Raw genomic sequence first — 18,950 nt, 5'->3', positions numbered from 1 at the left:
CCGATGTCCGCGCCCGGGAAGGACGATCCTCCGGCGCGTGTCCGGGCCCGCTCAGGAGACGGGGAAGACCGACGGGTCCAGGCCCACCTCGCGGGCGGCGGCGACGCGGGCGTGGTGCAGGAGCCTGCTCCTGGACATGTTCCCGGCGTCCAGGGTGTAGCGGATGGCCAGGCCGTCGAGCATGCCGTCGAGGCGCTCGGCCGCGCCCTGCGGGTCGTCGCACGCGAACTCCCCCAGCGCCACGCCCTGCGTGATCACCTCGCGGAGGATCTCGATCCAGGCGCCCTCGAACTCCAGCAGGATGGTCCGGACGTGCTCCTCGCGCACCCCGACCGCCCAGGCGTCGAGCCAGAGGATCCAGCCCTGGTCGTCCCGGGAGGCCGGGATGCACAGGCGCAGGACGCTGTCCAGCCGCTGCACCGCCGTCCCCGGGCCGTCGACGATCTCCCTGAGCCGCTGGATCTCCGACTCGGTCGTGCTGCGGAGCATCTCGGTGATGAGATCGTCCTTGGTGGCGAAGTGATAGTGGATCAGTCCGCCGCTCACGTTCGTCGCCCTGGCGATGTCGGCGACGCGGGTGCCGGCCAGCCCCCGCTCCAGCACGACCCTCCGGGCGGCTTCGAGCAGCTCCGCCCGCCGCTGGTCCGCCTGGTCCGCGCGGCTGCCGCGCGCCCCTTCTCCGCTCTGCACGGCGCAAGACTACAGCAGCGCGCCTCCCCCGCCCCGTCCGGCGACGGCCACCGGGTCCGCCGGTGCGGACGGTCCGGCAGGTACGCCGGGGACGGGGGAGGCACGCGGTTCAGCCGCAGCGGTAGAGGGACTGCCCGGTACCGGTGGTGCCCTCCGGGGCGCCGGTGCCGCCGTACTCGGAGGCTGCGACGGCGGTGCAGTTGGCCTGCACCCACGTGCTCACCTCCGAGGAGCCCCCGCCGCCGGGGCCGCTCCGCCCGCCGCCGGGCATCACGTACCTCAGCCGCCCGGAGGCGACGAGCTCCTGGAGCCGGTCCGCGGTCATGGCGGGGTCGCTTCCGGTGAAACCGCCCATCGCGATGACGGGCAGGCCCGTCGAGAGGATGGCAGAGGAAGCGCTCTGCGCGCTGCCCACCGCCACCAGCCAGGTCGCCCCGCCCCGGTTCTCCTTCAGATAGGCGATCATCTCCGCGCTCAGGGACCCGCCGGGGCCTCCCCGCATCCCGTCGCCGCGCGCGGCGGCGTCGCCCGCGGCGCCGTCCGCCACCGGGCCGTCCGCGGCACCGTCCGCCGTGGTACCCGCCCCGGCGTCCGCGCCGCCTCCGGGGCCCTGCGGCGGGGCCTGCCGCGCCCCGTCGCCGGGGAAACCCGGCCGGGTGCCGCCCGGCGTCCCGCCGAAGCCGCGCATGCCGCCGGGACCACCGCTTCCGGCCGGGCCCGCGGTCGGATTCGTCCCGTTGACGGCCGAACCGAGCGGGGTCAGCGCGTAGGCGGCGGGACCGGCCAGACCGCCGAGCACCCCGGCGAGCAGCGCGGCCGCGGCGATCCGCAGCCTGGTCCGCCGCCCGAGGCGGGCCGCGACCAGCCCGAGCACCGCCACCGCGCTCGCCCCCGCCACGGCCCAGGCCAGCCAGGGCACGAAGTCCGAGCTGCGGCGCAGCACGGTGAACGACCACGCCCCGGTGACCGCGATCCCGAGCGGGAGCGCCCACGCCCACACCGGGGACTCGCGGTGGGCCTGCCACATCAGCACTCCGCCGAGCCCGGTGAGGGCGGCGACGGCCGGGGCCATCGCGGTGGTGTAGTACGGGTGGAAGGTGCCGCTGGAGAAGCTGAAGACCGCGTAGTGCACGACCAGCCAGCCGCCCCACAGCAGCAGGGCCGCGCGGGCGCCGGGCAGGGACCTGCGGCCGGCCAGGACCAGGCCGCAGGTCAGCGCCAGGACCGCGAAGGGCAGCAGCCAGGAGATCTGACCGGCCAGGACGTCGTTGAACAGGCGTCCCGCGCCCGGCTCCCCGCCGAACCCGCCGCCGCCTCCGCGGCCGTTCCCGCCGAAGATCCGGCCGAGGCCGTTGTACCCGATGACCAGGTCCCAGACGGAGTTGTCGGTGCTGCCGCCGACGTAGGGACGGCTCCCGGCCGGCCACAGGTCGACCACGAGCATCCACCACCCGCTGGAGACGCCCAGGGCCGCGCCCGCGGCCGGCAGGCGGCCGAACCGGCGCAACACCGTGCCCGGTGCCAGCGCCAGGTAGGCCAGGGCGAAGGCCGGCACCACCAGGTAGGCCTGGAGCATCTTGGTGTTGAAGGCGAAACCGACGAGGACGGCCGAGACGACCAGCGTGCGCGTGCGGCCGTCGCGGATCGCCTCCAGGCAGAACCAGGCGGCCGCCACCAGGAGCAGCACCAGGACCGTGTCGGGGTTGTTGTCCCGGTTGATCGCGACCGTGATCGGGGTCAGCGTCATCACCAGGGCCGCGACCAGCCCGGCGGCCCACGAGGCGTGGCCCGGGAGCTCCGCCAGGGAGCGCCGCACCGCCGAGTGCACGGCCCAGACGGAGGCGACGCCCGCGGCCGCCTGGGGCAGGAGCATGCTCCACGTGCCGTAGCCGAAGACCCTCGCCGACAGGCCCATCACCCACAGGGCGACCGGCGGCTTGTCCACCGTGATGAACGACCCGGCGTCCAGCGCGCCGAAGAAGAACGCCTTCCAGCTCTGCGTGCCCGACAGGATCGCGGCCGCGTAGTAACCGTTGGCGTCGCCGTTCCGGCCGAGCGCCCACGTGTACAGGAAGGCCGCCAGCGCCAGCACGGCCCACAGGCCGGGACGCGCCCACCGGGGCGCGCCGGCGGCCGGACCCGCGTGCCGGGCGCCGCGCGGAGCCCCCCGTGGATCGTCCTGCACGGGGACGGCGTCCGAAGCGGCGGGGGCGCCGGGGACCGCTCCGGGATCGGTGGAGGCTGCGGGGACGGGGCCGTTCATCGGGCAGGCTCCTTCACACGGCGGGGGTGGAAGACCCAGACGCGCAGCAGCAGGAAGCGCACCAGGGTCGCGAGGGCGTTGGCGGCGACGACCGCGGCGACCTCGGCGGTGGTGGACGCGTCCGGCATGAGGACGTCCAGCAGGGCGAGGCCGCCGGTGCTCAGGGCGAAGCCGACGACCAGGGCGAGACCGCCTTCGAGCTGGTGGCGCAGCGCCCCGGCGCGCCCGGTGACGCCGAAGGTGAAGCGGCGGTTGGCGGCGGTGTTCGCGACGGCGGTGACGACCAGGGCGATGCCGTTGGCGACCACCGCGGGCACCAGCAGCCGCAGGTTGACGAACAGCAGGAGGTGCGCCAGGGTGCTGACCAGGCCGATGACGGCGAAGCTGGGCAGCTGGCGGGCCATGCCGCTGGGCAACCGGGCGTTCCCGACCCGCGGCGGGACCGGGAGGCGGACCGGGCCGGACAGGGCCCTGCGGGCCACCCGCGCCATGCCCTTCAGGTCGTCCATGACGGTCCTGACGATGTCCACCCGGCTGTCGGGGTCGTCCACCCAGTCCACCGGCACCTCGTGGATGCGCAGCCCGTGCCGCTCGGCGAGCAGCAGCAGTTCGGTGTCGAAGAACCACTCCTCGTCCTCGACCGCCGGCAGCAGCGCCTGGGCGATCTCGGTGCGGACCGCCTTGAACCCGCACTGGGCGTCGGAGAAGCCCGCGCCCATCGCCCCGCGGAGCATCAGGTTGTAGGTCCGCGAGATGAACTCCCGCTTGGGCCCGCGCACCACGTTCGAGCCCCGGGACAGGCGGGTGCCGATGGCCAGGCCGCTGTGGCCCGACAGCAGGGGGGCCACCAGCGGCAGGAACGCGTCCAGGTCGGTGGAAAGGTCCACGTCCATGTAGGCGACCACGTCGGCGGCGCTCTCCGACCACACCCTGCGCAGCGCCCGGCCCCGGCCCTTGGCGTCCAGGTGGACGGCGCGCACGTGCGGCAGCTCCCGGCTCAGGTCCAGGGCGATCCGCCAGGTCCCGTCGGTGCTGGCGTTGTCTGCGATCGTGATGCGGAAGCCGTACGGGAAGGTCCCGGTGAGGTAGGCGTGCAGCCGGCGGACGCTCTCGGCCAGCACCCGCTCCTCGTTGTGGACGGGCACGACGACCTCGACCAGCCGGGTGCGCACCGGCGCCGGAACCGTCAGCCGGTCCATGCTTCCCCCCGCGGATGGCGGTTCTGCTCTCTCATGACCCCAGATTCGGCACGCGGTCTTGGGTGATCCTGAGGCGACCGTTAACGCAGGGTGAGAAAAACAGGGATGCCGGAAGTCAGTCTCCGCCGCCCGCCGCGAGGGAGCCGGGAAGGCGCAGCCGGGCGACGGCCCCGCCGTCGTCGGCGTTCTCCAGGGCGACCTCTCCCCCGGCCTCCCGTACGGCCTGCGCCACGATCGCCAGCCCCAGGCCCGAACCCGGCATGCTCCGGGCCGAGGGCGAGCGCCAGAACCGGTCGAAGACGTAGGGCAGCTCCGCACGGGCGATGCCGGGACCGTGGTCGCGGACGGTCAGCTCACCGTCGCGGAGCCGTACGACCACCGGCCCCCGCCCCCCGCCGGAACCAGCGGGACCACCGGGGCCGCCGGGGCCGCCGTCTCCCGGGCCGTCGCCGGAGCCGGGCCGGGCGCCTTCCGGACCGTCGCCGGGGTCCGCGGAGAACTTCACCGCGTTGTCGAGCAGGTTGACCACCGCGCGCTCCAGCGCGGCCGGGTCCGCGTGGACGTACCAGGGCCCGAGGTCGGTCTCGATCGGCAGGTCGCGGGCGCGGAGCCGGGCCCGCTCCACGGCCGCCCCGACCACCTCGTGGAAGGCCACCTCGACGCGCGGCGCGTGCTCGCTGTCGCCCCGGGAGAGCTGGAGCAGCGCCCCGACCAGCGTGGACATCTCCTCGAACTGGGCCTTGAGGCCGGCCAGCAGCCTGCACTTGGGGGCGGGCTCCAGCGGGCGGCCGGAGTCCTCGCTGCGCAGCAGCAGGTCGATGTTGGTGCGCAGGCTGGTCAGCGGGGTGCGCAGCTCGTGCCCGGCGTCGGCGATCAGCCTCCGCTGGCGCTCCCGGGCCCCGGCCAGCGCGGCGGTCATCGCGTTGAAGGAGGCGCCGAGCCGGGCGAGCTCGTCGGTGCCCTCGACCGGGATGCGGGTGCCGAGGTCCTCGGTCCTGGCGATGTGCTCGACCGCCCCGGTCAGCCGCTCCACCGGCCGCAGCGCCGTACGGGCGATGAGCCGGCCCGCGGTCGCCGCGCCCACCACGCCGAGCGCGGCGACCCCGGCCAGGATCCCGGCGAGCGCGGTGAGCGTGGACCGGAACTCCTCCAACGGCCGGGACTCCATCAGCACCAGGCCTCCGCCGACGCTCTGGACCAGCACCCGGACCTCGTCCCCCTCCGAGGTCGTCCCGTCCCGGAACGCCTCCGTGCCCCTGGGCGCCCGTGCCAGTTCCCGGTCGCCCGGGACGACCTCGACCTCGGTGCCGACGGCGCACGTCCGGCCGGCCGCGTCGACCAGCTGGAGGAGGGCCAGCCGGGGCGGCGGGCGGTCCGGTTCCGCACCGGAGCAGTACCGCTCGATCCACTCGACGCCCTGCGGTCCCTTCGGGCTGCGCAGGGAGCGGTCCACCTGGTCGAGGAGCTCGGAGCGGACCAGGAACCAGCAGGCGCCCGCGCACACCGCGATCGCCGCCGCGACGGCCGCCGCGACCAGCAGGGTGAGCCGCGAGCGCAGGGAGCGGGGACCCGTCCTCACGGCGTCCTCACGGCGAGGGCCGCAGCACGTAGCCGACGCCGCGGACGGTGTGGATCAGCCGGGGCAGCCCGCCCGTCTCGGTCTTGCGCCGCAGGTACATCACGTAGACGTCCAGGGAGTTGGACGACGGCTCGAAGTCGAAGCCCCACACCTCGCTGAGGATCTGCTCGCGGGTGAGCACCTGCCGGGGGTGCACCATGAACAGCTCCAGCAGCAGGTACTCGGTCCGGGTCAGCTCCAGCGGGACGCCCGCTCTGGTGACGTCCCGGCCGGCGGTGTCCATCCGCAGGTCGCCGCAGACGAGCACGCCGGAGTCCTGCTCCGCCGCCGGGGCGGCCAGGGCGCCGCGCCGCAGCAGGGCCCTGACCCGGGCCAGCAGCTCGTCCAGCTCGAACGGCTTGGCCAGGTAGTCGTCGGCCCCGGCGTCCAGCCCGGACACGCGGTCGCCCACGGCGTCGCGCGCGGTCAGCATGAGCACCGGCACGTGGTTGCCGGCCGCCCGGAGCCTGCGGCAGGCGGTCAGCCCGTCCAGGCGGGGCATCATCACGTCCAGCAGCACCACCTCGTACGGCTCCCGCTCCAGGACCTCCAGCGCGGCCTGCCCGTCGGAGGCCAGGCCCACCCGGTAGCCCTCGTACTCCAGGCTGCTCTGCAGCGCCTCCCTGAGCGCGGGCTCGTCGTCCACGACCAGCACCCGCGCCGCCTCACCGTCGCCCATGCCTGCAACGCTAGAGACCCATCATGAGAGGCTCATGAAGGACCCCTGAGGTTCCCGCGGGAAAGACCTGCGGCCGTCGGGGCGGCAGCGGATCCCCGCGCGGAAGGCCCACCACCGCAGCGGATCCCCGCACGAGGGCCCACGACCGCGGCGCCCTCGCGCGAAGGCCCGCGGCCGTCAGGACAGCAGCGCCATCGCGGCGTTGTGCCCGGGGATGCCGCTGACGCCGCCGCCGCGCCGGGCGCCCGCGCCGCAGAGCAGGATCCGCTCGAAACCGGTCTCCACCCCCCACCTGCCGGGCTCGCCGAACGGCCAGGACAGGTCGCGGTGGAAGATGTGCCCGCCGGGCAGGCCCGCCTCGGCCTCCAGGTCCACCGGGGTCTTCGCCTCCAGGCAGGGGCGGCCGTCCGGGCCGCGCAGCAGGCAGTCCTCGACCGGTTCGGCGAGGACCCGGTTCACCGAGGCGAGCGTCGCGCGCACCGCCTCCTCCCGCGCTCCGGCGGGGTCGGCGCGGAACAGCCGGGCGGGCATGTGCAGGCCGAACAGGGTCATCGTCTGGGCCCCGGCCGCGCGCAGCTCCGGACCGAGGACGGAGGGGTCGGTCAGCGAGTGGCAGTACACCTCGGCCGGGGGCAGGCCCGGGATCGCCCCCCGCGCGGCCTCGGCGTGGGCGCGGGCGAGCTGCTCGCGGCCCTCGTTGACGTGGAACGTGCCGCTGAAGGCCGCCGCCGGGTCGACCTCCGGGTCCCTGAGCCGGGGCAACCGGGACAGCACCATGTTGATCTTCAGCTGGGCGCCCTCCGGCGCGGGCCCGTCATCGCCGCCGCCGAGCAGCCGGGCCAGTACGGCGGGCGGCACGTTGGCCAGCACCCGCTCGCCGGTGACCGCGTGCTCCCCGGTCCCGTCGCGGAAGGTCACCTCCCCGCCGGGGTCGACCGCCACGACCTCGGCCCCGGTGCGGATCTCCGCCCCGGCCGCCCGCGCGGCCCCGGCCAGCGCCCCGGAGACCGCGCCCATCCCGCCGACCGGGACGTTCCACTCGCCGGTGCCGTCGCCGATCACGTGGTACAGGAAGCACCGGTTGGCCAGCAGGCTCTCGTCGCACGGGTCGGCGAAGGTGCCGATCAGGGCGTCGGTGAGCACCACCCCGCGCACGGTGTCGTCGGCGAACCGCTCGTCCACGACCTCGCCGATCGGCCGCTCGAACAGCTCGCGCCAGGCCTCGGCGCCCACCAGGTCGCGCATCGCCGTACGGCTCATGAGGGGTTCGAGCAGGGTCGGCGCGATCCGGGCGGCCACCTGCGCGGTCATCGCGTAGAAGCGCCGCCAGGCGCCGAGGTCGGCGGTCCCGCCGGTGACCCGGGCGAACGACGCGGCGGTGCGGCCGGCGTCGCCGCCGTCCACCAGCAGGCCGGTCTCCCCCACCGGCGTGTAGGAGGCGTACCGGCGGCGGCGCAGCTCCACCGCGAGCCCCAGGTCCTTCACGACCTTGGCCGGGAGCAGGCTGACCAGGTAGGAGTAGCGCGACAGCCGGGCGTCGACCCCGGGGAACGCCCGGGCCGAGACGGCCAGGCCGCCCACGTGGCCGAGGCGTTCGAGGACGAGCACCCGGCGGCCGGAGCGGGCGAGGTAGGCCGCGGCGACCAGGCCGTTGTGGCCGCCTCCGGCGACGACGACGTCATATCGGGAGGCGCGGCGGGAGCGGACCGGGGGCGTCGGCTCGGCGGATGCCATGCCGGGCACCATATATCGAAAAAGACAAACAGGTCTATAGCTCTCGCACGCCCGGAGCGGCCGCGGGTCCGCCACCGGGCCGGAGCCGGTTCCACGGTCTCCTCGCGCCCGGCCGACCGGCCCTTCGCCCCCCTCACACCCGGGGACCGCCCCCTCGGCCCCCTCGCACCCGACCCGCCCGACCGGCCCGCGCGGTCAGCCCCTGGCCGTGCCGAGGGCGATGGAGAGCAGGACCGCGGCGGGACCGGTGGGCGGGCGCCCCCGGCGCCAGACCGCCCGCAGGCTGCGCTCCAGGTCGATGCCGGCGGTCGCCACCTCGGCCAGCCGCCCGGTGGCGAGCTCCCCCTCGACCGCGTAGCCGCTCAGCACCGCCGGGGCCGAGCCCTCGCGGGCGGCGCCCTTGACCGCGGTGTTCGAACCGAGCTCCAGCCGGGGAGCCGCGACGGCGTGCCCGGCCAGCGCCCGGTCGAGGGTCTCCCGGGTGCCGGAACCGCGCTCGCGGACCACCAGCGGGGTCGCGGCCAGCTCCGCGGCGAGCAGCGGCGTACGGCGGCGCGCCCACGGATGGCCCGCCGCGACCACGACCACCAGCCGGTCCGCGGCCACCACCCGGGAGGCCAGCCCCTGCGGCACCGAGGGCCCCTCCACGAACCCGAGCTCGATCCCGCCCGCCTCTCCTCCGACGAGCCTGGCCACCTCCGCGGAGTTCTGCACCTCCAGCCCGACCTGGACCTGCGGTTCACGGCTCTGCAGCTCTCCGAGCCAGCGCGGCAGGAGGTACTCGGCCACGGTCATGCTGGCCGCGATGTGCAGGTGCGCCGCCCGCGCGTGCCGCACGGCCTCCGCCCCGCGCATCAGCTCCTCGGCCGCCGCGAGCACCTGCGCCGCCCAGGCCGCGATCATCGTCCCCTGGGAGGTGAGGGTGGAGCCGCGGGGGGTGCGTTCCAGCAGGGTCAGGCCGAGGCGGCGCTCCAGGAGCGCGATCCGCTTGCTCGCCGAGGGCTGGGCGATGCCCGCCGTCCGGGCCGCCTGCCCCAGGCTCCCCAGTCTCTCGACGTCGACGAGCAACCGCAGGGACTCGAGGTCGGGCAGTGTGCTCATAGCCCCAGGCTATGGCGTGGCCTCCCGATGGCGGCCTGCGGCCTTCACCGGGACGCGCGACACCCTTCCCCTTTACAATGTAGATTCTTTACTGCCTCACTCCCGTTGCCGTCCGGGCTCCGGGCGGGCGCCGCCCTACCATGCCGTAACGTGCTTGTTTGAAGCAGAAACGACCGTTTGCGCCGTTCCAGCCGGGCGACCGCCCGGCCCCGGATCCAGGAGACAGAACCCGCTCATGCGTACCACCCGGCAGCCGCTCGACAGCATGCTCCGCCCCTCCGAGGAGGTGGCCGAGGCGCTGGCGCAGGGTTCCCCCGTCGTGGCCCTCGAGTCCACGATCATCTCGCACGGTCTCCCCCAGCCCCGCAACCTGGAGGTCGCGGCCGAGCTGGAGGAGATCGTCCGCGAGGAGGGGGCCGTCCCCGCGACCATCGCGGTGCTGGACGGGGTCGCGCGCATCGGCCTGGACTCCGCCGGGCTCGAGCGGATCGCCACCGGGACCGGGCTGCGCAAGCTGGGCGCCCGCGACCTGCCCCTCGCCGCGGCGCTGAGGGCGAGCGGCGCGACCACGGTCTCGGCGACCTCGTTCCTGGCCGCCCGGGCCGGCATCCGGATCTTCGCCACCGGCGGGCTCGGCGGCGTCCACCGCGGGTGGACCGCCGACCAGGACGAGTCGGCCGACCTCGACGCGCTCAGCCGTACCCGCATCACCGTCGTGTGCGCGGGGGTGAAGTCGATCCTGGACGTCCCGGCCACCCTGCAGCGGCTGGAGACCCGGGGCGTCACCGTCGCGGGGTTCCGCACCGACGAGTTCCCCGGTTTCTACCTGCACACCTCCGGCGAGCCGGTCGAGTGGCGGATCGAGACCCCGGACGAGGCCGCCGCCGCGATGCGGGCCCAGGACGCCCTCGGCGGCCCGGAGACCGCCCTGATCGTGGCCAACCCGGTCCCCCGCGACCGGCAGCTCGACCCGGAGCTGCACGACCGCGTGCTCGCCGAGGCGCTCGCCGCGGCGGATCGGGAGAAGGTCACCGGCCAGGCGATCACCCCGTTCCTCCTCGGGTACCTGGTGCGCGGCACCGGCGGCGCCTCGCTGGAGGCGAACCTGGCCGCCGTGCGCGGGAACGTCCGCCTGGCCGCGAGGATCGCCCGGTCCTGGAGCGGGGAGGACTGACATCCCGTGAAGGACACCGAGGGACCCGAAGGCGCCGCGGGGCGCGAGAGGACCGCGGGGTCCGAGGACGCCGCGGGGTCCGAGGACGCCGCGGGATCCGAGAGGACCGCGGGCGGCAGGGGCCTGCTGGTGGTCGGCGACGTGGTCACCGACGTCGTCGCGCTGCACGGCCGGGCCGGGTTCGCCGGTCTGGCCGCCGGAACGGACACCGCCGCCGACATCGAGCTGCGCCCGGGCGGCTCGGGGGCCAACACCGCCGCCTGGGCCGCCCGCCTGGGCGCGGACGTGCGGTTCCTGGCCCGGGTCGGCGCCGACACCGGCGGCTGGCACGAGGCCGAGCTGCGGCGGGCCGGGGTCCGGCCGTACCTGCGCACGGACCCGGAACGGCCGACCGCCGTGGTGATCGCCGTGGTCGACGCGACCGGGGAGCGGTCCATGCTCACCAACCGGGGCGCGGGCGGCCGCCTGGGCGTGGCCGACTGGGACCCGGCCCTGCTCGACGGGGTGGCCCACCTGCACCTGTCCGGCTACCTCCTCTTCGCCGAGCCCGGCCTGCTGCTGGCCCGCCTGGTCCTGGCCGAGGCCGGCCGGCGCGGCCTGTCCAGCAGCGTGGACCCCGCCTCGACGGGTTTCCTGCGGGACTTCGGGACCGAGCGGTTCGTCCGCGAGACCGGACCGGCCGGGCTGGTGATCCCCAACCGCGACGAGGCGCTGCTGCTGACCGGCGAGACCTCCGCCGAGCGGGCGGCCGAGCGGCTCAGCCTCCGGTACGGCGCGGCGGCGGTGAAACTCGGTTCCCAGGGGGCCGTGATGGCCCGGCGCGGCCGTCCGGTCGCCCGGGTCCCCGGGGTCGCCGCCCAGGCCGTGGACTCCACCGGAGCGGGGGACGCGTTCGCCGCCGGGCTGCTGACGGCCCTGCTGGCGGGGGCCGACGACGAGGCCGCACTGGAAGCGGGGAGCCGGGCCGGCGCCGAAGCTGTTACGGTCATCGGTGGTCGTCCGCGTATCCTACGGTCTGATCTGGGTTCCAACCAGCTTTACCCTCTTAAGACCAATTGATAGCTTGCGGCGTAGGCTGCACCATTAGCCACATGCGTCACTTTGGGGAGGTTGCGGTCAACCGATGGATGCCGAGTCATCGATCTGCCTGAGTGATCTGGTCCCGGCCCTGCGCTGGAGCCGTCAGCAGCAGGTCGCCGAAGCCCTGGCCGACCCCCGCCTGCCGGCGGGCTGGTGGTCCTCCGTCACCCTCCCCAAAGCCCTCGGCACCGCCGGGCTCGACTGGGTCTGCGACCGGCTGGCCCGGCTCTCGGTCGCCCGGTGGGAGCACCTGCCGCTGAGCGACGTGCTGCCCGCCCTGCACGTGCACACCGTCGACCCCACCCTCCCCGGCTGGCCGGAGCCCGCGCGCTCGGCCATCGCCGGCCTGGGCGGCTGGTCCCGGCTGCGCCGCCTGACCGCCGGCGACCTCACCGGATCCGCCGTGCCCGCCTCCCCCGAGGTGGTGGTCACCGCGATGTTCCGCGAGGTGCTCGGCCGGATCCCGGGACTCACCGAGCAGGCCGCGCCCGCCGCCGCGCAGACCGCCCCCGCCGCCGCACCGGCCGTACAGGCCGCCCCCGCCGTCTCCTCCCCGCCGACCGTCCCGGTGCCCGCCCAGGCCCCGCCGACCGTCCCGGTGCCCGCGCAGGCCCCGGCTCCCGCGCAGACCGCCCCGGCCCCGCTGCCCCAGCGGCCCGCCCCGGCGGCCCCGCCCGCCCCGCCCCGGGTCGACATCAGCGACTACCCGCTGGTGCGCCTGGTGGACAACATGTTCCGCGACTGGAGCCCGCTGGAGCGGGCCGTCGCCGTGGACCGCCTGTTCGCCGTCGACCCGATCAGCCTGCGCGCGCTGGCGCACAAGCTCAACGCCGACCTCGGCGCCCTCTCGGCGGCCCAGCGCGCCGCCGAGGAGCGCATCCTGCTCTGGCTGCGCTCCTCGGAGTCGGCCCCGCTGACCGGCCACATGTTCGGCCTCACCGAGTGGCTGGGCGCCGCCGCCACCGAGGACCAGCTCATCGGCGCCGACCCCGCGCACCCCGTCGGGGTCCCCACGCTCGGCACCCCGCTCTGGCGGGTCCTCGTCACCCTCATGCCCGACCGGCGGCTCCAGGACGGCTGGCTCGTCGTCGGCGACCTGGGCGGCCTGCGGGAGCGGACCACCCAGCTGCTCGCGAGCAAACCGGACGACGCCGACGTCTTCGCGCTCATGGAGCATCAGCTCGGCATCCGCACCCACTCCGCGCAGGCGTGGCTGGACGCGCTCGCCGCGTCCGCGGCGCCCGGGGAGTCCTCCGCCGCGTCCGACGGCACGGGCACCAAGCAACTGCCCCGCCGTACGCCGGGGGCCAACGGCCACCACCGCGGCGGCCAGCCGATCCCCCAGGTCGACGCCGGTTCGATCGACCCCCGCGCCGCCCTGGCTGCGCTCTCTGCGCTGTCCGGCAACAGCCGGCCGCACCTGATCACCAGCCAGCGGGAGCGCGCCCCGATGCCCCCGCCGCCCAACCCGGCCACCGACCCCAGCCGCTGGCAGCGGATCGAGGTCACCAGCGAGCACCTGCGCGGGGCGCCGGTGGCCGTGCCCGAGGGGTACGCCACCCGGCTCGGCATGCGGCCCGGCACGCTGCTGTCGGTGACCGGCCCCGGCGACAACGCGGTGGTCCTCGTCTGGCGGGACCACCCGGTCTTCGACTCGCTGCAGCCCGTGCTGATGCGCCTGAACGCCCGGCCGGGCGACCAGGTCTACGTGACCGTGGACGGCTACCGCCTGGAGGCCCAGCTGCCCAGCTGACCCCCGCGCCCGTCACCGGGCCCCGGCCGCCCCGCCGCCACGCGTCATCGCATGCCGCCACGTACCGTCCGGCGGGAGCGCGCACCGTGCCACGGGGAGCGACCCGGCCCGGTTTCCGGGTTATCGTGTGCCGGTGGACAGCCCAGCCGCCTTCGGGAGGATCGATCCCGGCGCCCTCGCCCCGCGCGCGTCGTCGTTCGGCGGCCAGGCCGCCGCCTACGCCCGGGAGCGTCCCGGTTATCCCGCCGACGCCGTGCGCTGGGCGCTGGAACCCGTCTCCGGCGGCACGCCGCCGCGCCTGCTCGACCTGGGGGCGGGGACCGGGAAGCTGACCGAGGTGCTGGTACGGCAGGCGGGCGGCGCTTCGGCCGTCGTCGCGGTGGAGCCGGACCCGGCCATGCTCGGTGAGCTCCGCCGGGCCCTGCCGGAGGTCCGGTCGCTGCCCGGCAGCGCGGAGGAGATCCCGCTGCCCGACGGCTCGGTCGACGCCGTCCTCGTCGGGCAGGCGATGCACTGGTTCGACCTCGACCGGGCCCTGCCGGAGATGCGCCGCGTCCTGGCGCCGGGCGGGATGCTGGCCGGTCTCTGGAACCTCGACGACGACCGCGTCCCGTGGGTCCGCGGGCTGAAGGAGACGGCCGCCAGCACCGTGTCGCTCCAGGGCTGGCGGTCCCCTGCGGCCACCCTGGAGGGCAGGGGTCTTCTCGGGGTGGAGCAGGCCGAGTTCGCCCACGGGCAGCGCCGTACGGCCGCGTCCATGGCGGCGACGATCGGCACCCACTCGCATGTCCTCACCATGCCCGGGGCCGAACGCGCGGAGCTGATGGACCGGATCAGGGCCTACCTGGACTCCACGCCCGAGACCTCGGACGGCGAGTTCGAGCTCCCGATCGTGACCGTGGCCGTCCGCGCCCGAATCCGGTGAGCCGGGCCCGCCGATCCTCATTCGGCGGACCCGGCTCACGGGCTTTCACGGGCCGGTCCGGGATGCGATCCCGTGCCGGTCCGCGGACGGGGTCCGGTACGGCCCGCGGGGATGCGCGTCGGACGCGGGCCGTACCGGGTCGCGGGCTCCGCCCTGGTCAGGCGGCGGAGCAGCTCACGGAGGACGGCGCGGCGCCGCTCCCGGTGCCGGTGAACCCGAAGGACGCCGAGGCTCCTGCGGCGAGGTTCCCGTTGTGGTCGGCGTTCCGCACCGAGACGTCGGCGCCGCTCTGGGTGTGCCGGCCGTTCCAGAGCTGGCTGACGGTCTGGCCGTTCGGGAAGGCCCAGGTCACGGTCCAGCCGGAGAGCGCCGCGCTGCCGCTGCTCTTGACGGTCACCTCGGCCTGGAAGCCGCCCTGCCAGGAGTTGACCACCTTGTAGGCCGCGGTGCAGGCCCGCCCGCCGATGGGCGTGGAGCTGGGGGTCACCGTGGGGGTCACGGTGGGCGTGGCGGTGGGGGTCACGGTGGGCGTCACGGTCGGGGTCGCCGTGGGCGTGTTCGGGGCCGCCATCGCCATGTCGTAGGCCCGCTGCGGGACGAACTGCCCGGCCCCGGCGATGCAGCCGTCCGCCTCACCCGGAAGCTTGATCCAGAGGAACGCGTCGATCATCGAGTCGCCGGTGTTCGTCGTGCTCGGCGTGCCGATCGCCCGGCCGGCCGGGTCGCACCACTCGCTGCCCAGCGGGCCGTTGCCGTTGCGGCTGGTGTCGATGACCGCGCGGAGCCGGGAGATCCCCGTGGCGGAGATGATGCTCTTGGCGTACGCCGTCTCGGTGGAGGTCCACCGGTAGTTGGAGACGTTGAGCGCGATGCCGTCGGCGCTGCTCTCGATGCCCGCGGCCCGCAGCCGGGCCGCGGCCTCGCCCGCGCCCAGCCAGCCCGAGTGGCCGATGTCGAAGTAGACCTTCGCCTGGCTCGAGGCCGCCTTCAGCTTCTTGCCCGCGTACGCCATGGAGGCGTTGACCTCCTGCTGCTGGGAGGAGCTCATGCAGTTGGTCATGATCGGCAGCACGTCGGGTTCGAGGATGATCGAGGCCGGGCGTCCCTGCAGACCGGCGGCCAGTTCGTCGATCCACTGCCGGTAGGCCGTGTGGTTGGGCGCTCCGCCGGTGCTGGCGCCGCTGCAGTCGCGGTTGGGGATGTTGTAGACGACCATGATGGGCGTCTTGCCCGCGGCCGCGGCCGCGCCGACGAACGACGACACCTGCGAGCGGACCGCCGAGGTGTTGGTCGTGGTGAACCAGCGCGCCTGCGGCACGGCGGCGATCCGGTCGCGGATGACGGCCGCCCTGGAGTCACCGGGATTGGCGGCAACCCACCTGGCCGCACTGGTCTCCGGATCGACGTAGAAGGAGGAATCGGCCGCGGACGCTCCGGCGGCCAGTGAGACCGCGGCGCCGGAGGCCACGACCAGCGCCGCGCACACCGTGGCCAGAATGGATTTTCTTGACATCGAACGGCTCCTTAGGGGGTTGGTGGGAGCGCTCCCAAAGTAGCCGCACGCCCCTCCCCCACCTAGCCGCGAGGGGTTTCCCCCTCACCTCGCGCCTCTCTGAGCTGTGCGAACGACTTTCACGGGGGATGAAAATTTCAGCGCGGACGACGGCACGCGGGCTCCGGCCCGTTCACCGGCGCCCGCGTTCCGGCCGGGAGGATCGGGCCACGGGTCCCGCACCCGAGGCCGCCGTCCGGCCGGTCGGCGGGCACGGACCGCGCGGGGATCAGCCCCGGCGGGAGCGCATGGCCCTGCGGACCGTGACGTCCGGGACCGAACCGGCGGCGATCCGCCGGTAGTCCTCCGACTCCATCGGGCACAGCGTGATGCGGCCCTGCGCGTCGAACAGCAGGCCCCAGCCGTACTTCTTCGGCAGGGGCGAGGCCCGCAGGCACGCCTGCGGCTTGGCGAAGAGGCGTGCCCGCAGCTCCGCGCGCTCGGCCTCCGGCAGCGCGCCGAGGCCCTCCTGCCGCCTCAGCCAGGTCTCGAACAGCACGTCCTCCTGGGTCAGTGCGCCCGGCCGGTCCGAGAGCATCTCGAACTGCACGACGGCGATCGTCTTCTTCCCGTCCCGGCCCAGAGGGGGGTCCACGCCCGCGTCGACCGGACAGTCCTCGGCGACCGCGATGAGCGTGTCGTAGTAGTTGAGATCCACTCCCCCATGATGCCCGAGCGGTCCCGAGGGGCGCAGTCCCGGAAGCCGTCAACCTTGGGTTGACGGTCCGATATCGTCAACCTATGGTTGACGCATGACGAAGCCTGTTCAGCTCACCAACCCCGTCCGCCTCGACGACCTCATCGAGGCCATCAAGAAGGCCCACTCCGACGCCCTCGACCAGCTCTCCGACGCGGTCATCGCCGCCGACGCCCTCGGCGAGGTGGCCGACCACCTGATCGGCCACTTCGTGGACCAGGCGCGGCGCTCGGGCGCGTCCTGGACGGACATCGGCCGGAGCATGGGCGTCAGCAAGCAGGCGGCGCAGAAACGCTTCGTCCCGAAGACCCCCGGCGACCCCTCGGACCTCGACCCCGACCAGGGGTTCCAGCGCTTCACCCCCCGGGCGAGGAACGTCGTGATGGCGGCGACGAACGAGGCCAGGGCGGCGGGCAACGCCGAGATCGGCCCCGCGCACCTGGTGCTGGGGCTGCTGAGCGAGCCGGAGGCGATCGCCGCCCGGCTGTTCGTCGCGCAGAACGTGCCCCTGGAGACCGTACGGCAGGCCGCCGCCGCGGCGCTGCCCCCGGCGGCCGAGCAGGTGCCCGACCTCGTCCCGTACGGCCCCCAGGCCCGCAAGGCCCTGGAGCTCACGTTCCGGGAGGCCCTGCGGCTGGGCCACAACTACATCGGGACCGAGCACATCCTGCTCGCGCTGCTGGAGCTCGAGGACGGCACGGGCGTGCTCTCCGGCCTCGGCGTCACCAAGGCCGCCGCCGAGGCCCACATCAGCGAAGCCCTCGCCGCCGCGGTCGCGGCCGCGGCCCGCGCGCAGGAGTGACCCCGGCGGGAACGGCGGCCTCCGGCGCGCCGTCCCCGGTCCGCCACGGATCACAGGCCGGGGACGGCACGTCGTCACCAGGCGGCGTTGAGGTCGCCTTCGGCCGGGCGCTGGTCCGTGGTGATCGGCAACGACGTGGCCGAACCGTCGGTGAGGTCGACCCGGAAGCTCCGCCACCGGTCTGTGGAGAGCAGGTACCGGCCGGTGCCGTCGAGGCTGAAGCGCATGATCTGCGACGTACCGGCCAGTCCCACCGACGCGAGGCGCCGCGGCGCCTCTCCTCCATCGGCCGGGACGCGCTTCACGGTGACGCCCTCCGTGTAGACCAGCGCGCCACCGTCAGGGGTGAAGGCCACCGACCCCAGCGGCTGTCACGATCTCCGAGGAGACCCGTCCGTCCGCGCGGCCACCGCCGTCACCGCAGGCTCCGGCCAGTACGAGCGAGAGCACGAGCAGCCCTGTCGCGGTGACGCCTGCGCGCGGGATCATCCCCTGTTCCTCTTCGGGTACCGGACAAGCGTCAAGATCCGCCCGGAGGCGCCTATGATCATGGGGATGCGGATCGACCTGGTCACGATCGTCGTGGACGACTTCGACGCGGCCCACCGGCGGATGACGGCGGCCGGGGTCGAGTTCGTGACCGCGCCGCGCACGGAGCCCTACGGCCGGATCGCCGTGTTCCTGGACATCGCCGGCAACCGGTGGGACCTGCTCGGCCCGGCCTGACCCGGAAACCGCCCGCCGACCCGGCCTCCGGCCACAAGAGCGTCCCAAGCGTCCTCCAAGTGCGCCCTCCTAGCGTCGTCCGCAACGGCCGCACGCGAGGAAGGGCATGTCACATGGGTGAGGTAGTCATCGTCGGGGGTACCGGCGGAATCGGGGCGGAGCTGGCGCGGCACTTCGTGCGTCGGGGCCGGTCGGTCGTGGTGACCGGCCGCCGGGCCGACCGGGCCGCCCAGGTCGCCGCCGGACTCGGCGGTCCCGGCACGGCCCGCGGGATCGCCCTGGATCTGATCGAACCCGGCGCCGTGGCCGCCGCGCTCGCCGACGTGGGCGAGGTGGACCGGCTGGCCCTGGTCGCCGTGGACCGCGATCAGAACACCCTCGCCGGTTACGACCACGGGCGGGCTGCCGAGCTGACGATCCTGAAGCTGGTCGGTTACACCGAGGTGGTGCACACGCTGGCGCCGCGCCTGTCCCGGGACGCCTCGGTCCTGCTGTTCGGCGGGATCGCCCGGGAGCGGCCGTATCCCGGCTCCACGACCGTGTCCATCGTCAACGGCGGGGTCACCGGCATGGTGGCCACGCTGGCGGCGGAGCTGGCACCGGTGCGGGTCAACGCGATCCATCCGGGCGTCGTGGCCGACACCCCGTCCTGGGCGGACCGGGCCGCGCTGCTGCAGGTCGTCGCGGAACGGACCCTCACCGGCCGCGTCCCGACCATGGCCGAGGTCGTCGACGCGTCGGTCTTCCTGCTGGAGAACCGCGCCGTCAACGCGGTCGACCTGACCGTGGACGGCGGCTGGCGCGCCTGAACCGCCCGCCCCGGCCCGGTGAGCTCCCGCCTCGGCGCCTGACGTGCCGCCGACATCCGGCACCCGGTGTGCGATCCGTCGGGACCGCTTCGGGGAGGCGGCGAGCGCAGCGTCGAAACAAGCTCACATACCCGTCCATCACGCAGAG

At 74.9% G+C, this 18,950-nt stretch carries 17 protein-coding genes; 7 read left to right on the top strand and 10 right to left on the bottom strand.

Going from position 1 to position 18,950, the window contains the following annotated elements; translation table 11 throughout:
• Positions 1–51: 51 nt before the first annotated feature.
• The 7 genes from IEZ06_RS06665 to IEZ06_RS06635 all read right to left on the bottom strand — a co-directional run bounded on the left by IEZ06_RS06665 (position 52) and on the right by IEZ06_RS06635 (position 9,284).
• Complete coding sequence (locus tag IEZ06_RS06665) at positions 52–690, bottom strand: TetR/AcrR family transcriptional regulator (protein WP_189235760.1); 639 nt, start codon at positions 688–690, stop codon at positions 52–54.
• Positions 691–799: 109 nt separating this feature from the next.
• The gene (locus tag IEZ06_RS37120) at positions 800–2,953 is read right to left on the bottom strand and encodes a mannosyltransferase YkcB-related protein (protein ID WP_189235759.1); all 2,154 of its coding nucleotides are present in this window, start codon (positions 2,951–2,953) and stop codon (positions 800–802) included.
• Positions 2,950–4,152 (bottom strand): bifunctional glycosyltransferase family 2/GtrA family protein, encoded by a 1,203-nt coding sequence (locus tag IEZ06_RS06655; protein ID WP_189235758.1) that lies wholly within the window; start codon positions 4,150–4,152, stop codon positions 2,950–2,952. Before IEZ06_RS06655 ends, IEZ06_RS37120 begins: the two co-directional genes overlap by 4 nt.
• Before the next feature lie 115 nt (positions 4,153–4,267).
• The gene (locus IEZ06_RS06650; RefSeq protein ID WP_189235757.1) at positions 4,268–5,731 is read right to left on the bottom strand and encodes a HAMP domain-containing sensor histidine kinase; all 1,464 of its coding nucleotides are present in this window, start codon (positions 5,729–5,731) and stop codon (positions 4,268–4,270) included.
• A gap of 7 nt (positions 5,732–5,738) precedes the next feature.
• Complete coding sequence (locus IEZ06_RS06645; RefSeq protein ID WP_189235756.1) at positions 5,739–6,449, bottom strand: response regulator transcription factor; 711 nt, start codon at positions 6,447–6,449, stop codon at positions 5,739–5,741.
• Between the two features lie 177 nt (positions 6,450–6,626).
• On the bottom strand, positions 6,627–8,183 hold the full coding sequence (locus IEZ06_RS06640) for a phytoene desaturase family protein (RefSeq protein ID WP_189235755.1): 1,557 nt from the start codon (positions 8,181–8,183) through the stop codon (positions 6,627–6,629).
• A gap of 195 nt (positions 8,184–8,378) precedes the next feature.
• The gene (locus tag IEZ06_RS06635; RefSeq protein ID WP_189235754.1) at positions 8,379–9,284 is read right to left on the bottom strand and encodes a LysR family transcriptional regulator; all 906 of its coding nucleotides are present in this window, start codon (positions 9,282–9,284) and stop codon (positions 8,379–8,381) included.
• A gap of 235 nt (positions 9,285–9,519) precedes the next feature.
• Here IEZ06_RS06635 and IEZ06_RS06630 point away from each other — a divergent pair, with 235 nt between their 5' ends.
• From IEZ06_RS06630 to IEZ06_RS06615, 4 genes are all read left to right on the top strand, one after another.
• The gene (locus IEZ06_RS06630; protein ID WP_203871757.1) at positions 9,520–10,458 is read left to right on the top strand and encodes a pseudouridine-5'-phosphate glycosidase; all 939 of its coding nucleotides are present in this window, start codon (positions 9,520–9,522) and stop codon (positions 10,456–10,458) included.
• A 6-nt stretch (positions 10,459–10,464) separates the two neighbouring features.
• Complete coding sequence (locus IEZ06_RS06625) at positions 10,465–11,517, top strand: carbohydrate kinase family protein (protein WP_189235753.1); 1,053 nt, start codon at positions 10,465–10,467, stop codon at positions 11,515–11,517.
• Between the two features lie 64 nt (positions 11,518–11,581).
• Entirely contained in the window at positions 11,582–13,291 is a 1,710-nt protein-coding gene (locus tag IEZ06_RS06620; RefSeq protein ID WP_189235752.1) for a hypothetical protein, read from the top strand.
• Positions 13,292–13,424: 133 nt separating this feature from the next.
• Positions 13,425–14,216, top strand: coding sequence for a class I SAM-dependent methyltransferase (locus tag IEZ06_RS06615; protein WP_229797837.1), 792 nt, complete (start codon positions 13,425–13,427; stop codon positions 14,214–14,216).
• A 157-nt stretch (positions 14,217–14,373) separates the two neighbouring features.
• Here the strand turns inward: IEZ06_RS06615 and IEZ06_RS06610 are convergent, their stop codons facing one another.
• Both IEZ06_RS06610 and IEZ06_RS06605 read right to left on the bottom strand, forming a co-directional pair.
• Positions 14,374–15,729, bottom strand: a complete 1,356-nt coding sequence (locus tag IEZ06_RS06610; RefSeq protein ID WP_189235751.1) for a glycoside hydrolase family 6 protein — start codon at positions 15,727–15,729, stop codon at positions 14,374–14,376.
• A gap of 268 nt (positions 15,730–15,997) precedes the next feature.
• Positions 15,998–16,426: a DUF6157 family protein gene (locus tag IEZ06_RS06605; RefSeq protein WP_189235750.1), complete on the bottom strand. Its 429-nt coding sequence runs from the start codon at positions 16,424–16,426 to the stop codon at positions 15,998–16,000.
• 94 nt (positions 16,427–16,520) lie between these two features.
• Here IEZ06_RS06605 and IEZ06_RS06600 point away from each other — a divergent pair, with 94 nt between their 5' ends.
• Complete coding sequence (locus IEZ06_RS06600; RefSeq protein WP_189235749.1) at positions 16,521–17,267, top strand: Clp protease N-terminal domain-containing protein; 747 nt, start codon at positions 16,521–16,523, stop codon at positions 17,265–17,267.
• Between the two features lie 74 nt (positions 17,268–17,341).
• Here the strand turns inward: IEZ06_RS06600 and IEZ06_RS06595 are convergent, their stop codons facing one another.
• Positions 17,342–17,623 carry a hypothetical protein gene (locus tag IEZ06_RS06595; protein WP_189235748.1) on the bottom strand — a complete coding sequence of 94 codons (282 nt, stop codon included), beginning with the start codon at positions 17,621–17,623 and terminating at the stop codon, positions 17,342–17,344.
• Between the two features lie 199 nt (positions 17,624–17,822).
• Between IEZ06_RS06595 and IEZ06_RS36145 the strand changes: the two genes are divergently transcribed.
• Both IEZ06_RS36145 and IEZ06_RS06585 read left to right on the top strand, forming a co-directional pair.
• On the top strand, positions 17,823–17,993 hold the full coding sequence (locus IEZ06_RS36145) for a VOC family protein (RefSeq protein ID WP_229797836.1): 171 nt from the start codon (positions 17,823–17,825) through the stop codon (positions 17,991–17,993).
• A gap of 113 nt (positions 17,994–18,106) precedes the next feature.
• Positions 18,107–18,802 (top strand): SDR family oxidoreductase, encoded by a 696-nt coding sequence (locus IEZ06_RS06585; protein ID WP_189235746.1) that lies wholly within the window; start codon positions 18,107–18,109, stop codon positions 18,800–18,802.
• The last annotated feature ends 148 nt before the right edge of the window (positions 18,803–18,950 follow it).

Source organism: Planomonospora antibiotica, from assembly GCF_014647955.1.
GTDB lineage: Bacteria > Actinomycetota > Actinomycetes > Streptosporangiales > Streptosporangiaceae > Planomonospora > Planomonospora parontospora.
The sequence above is the reverse complement of the archived record's forward strand: the minus strand, read 5'-3'. Positions and strand labels throughout refer to the sequence as shown.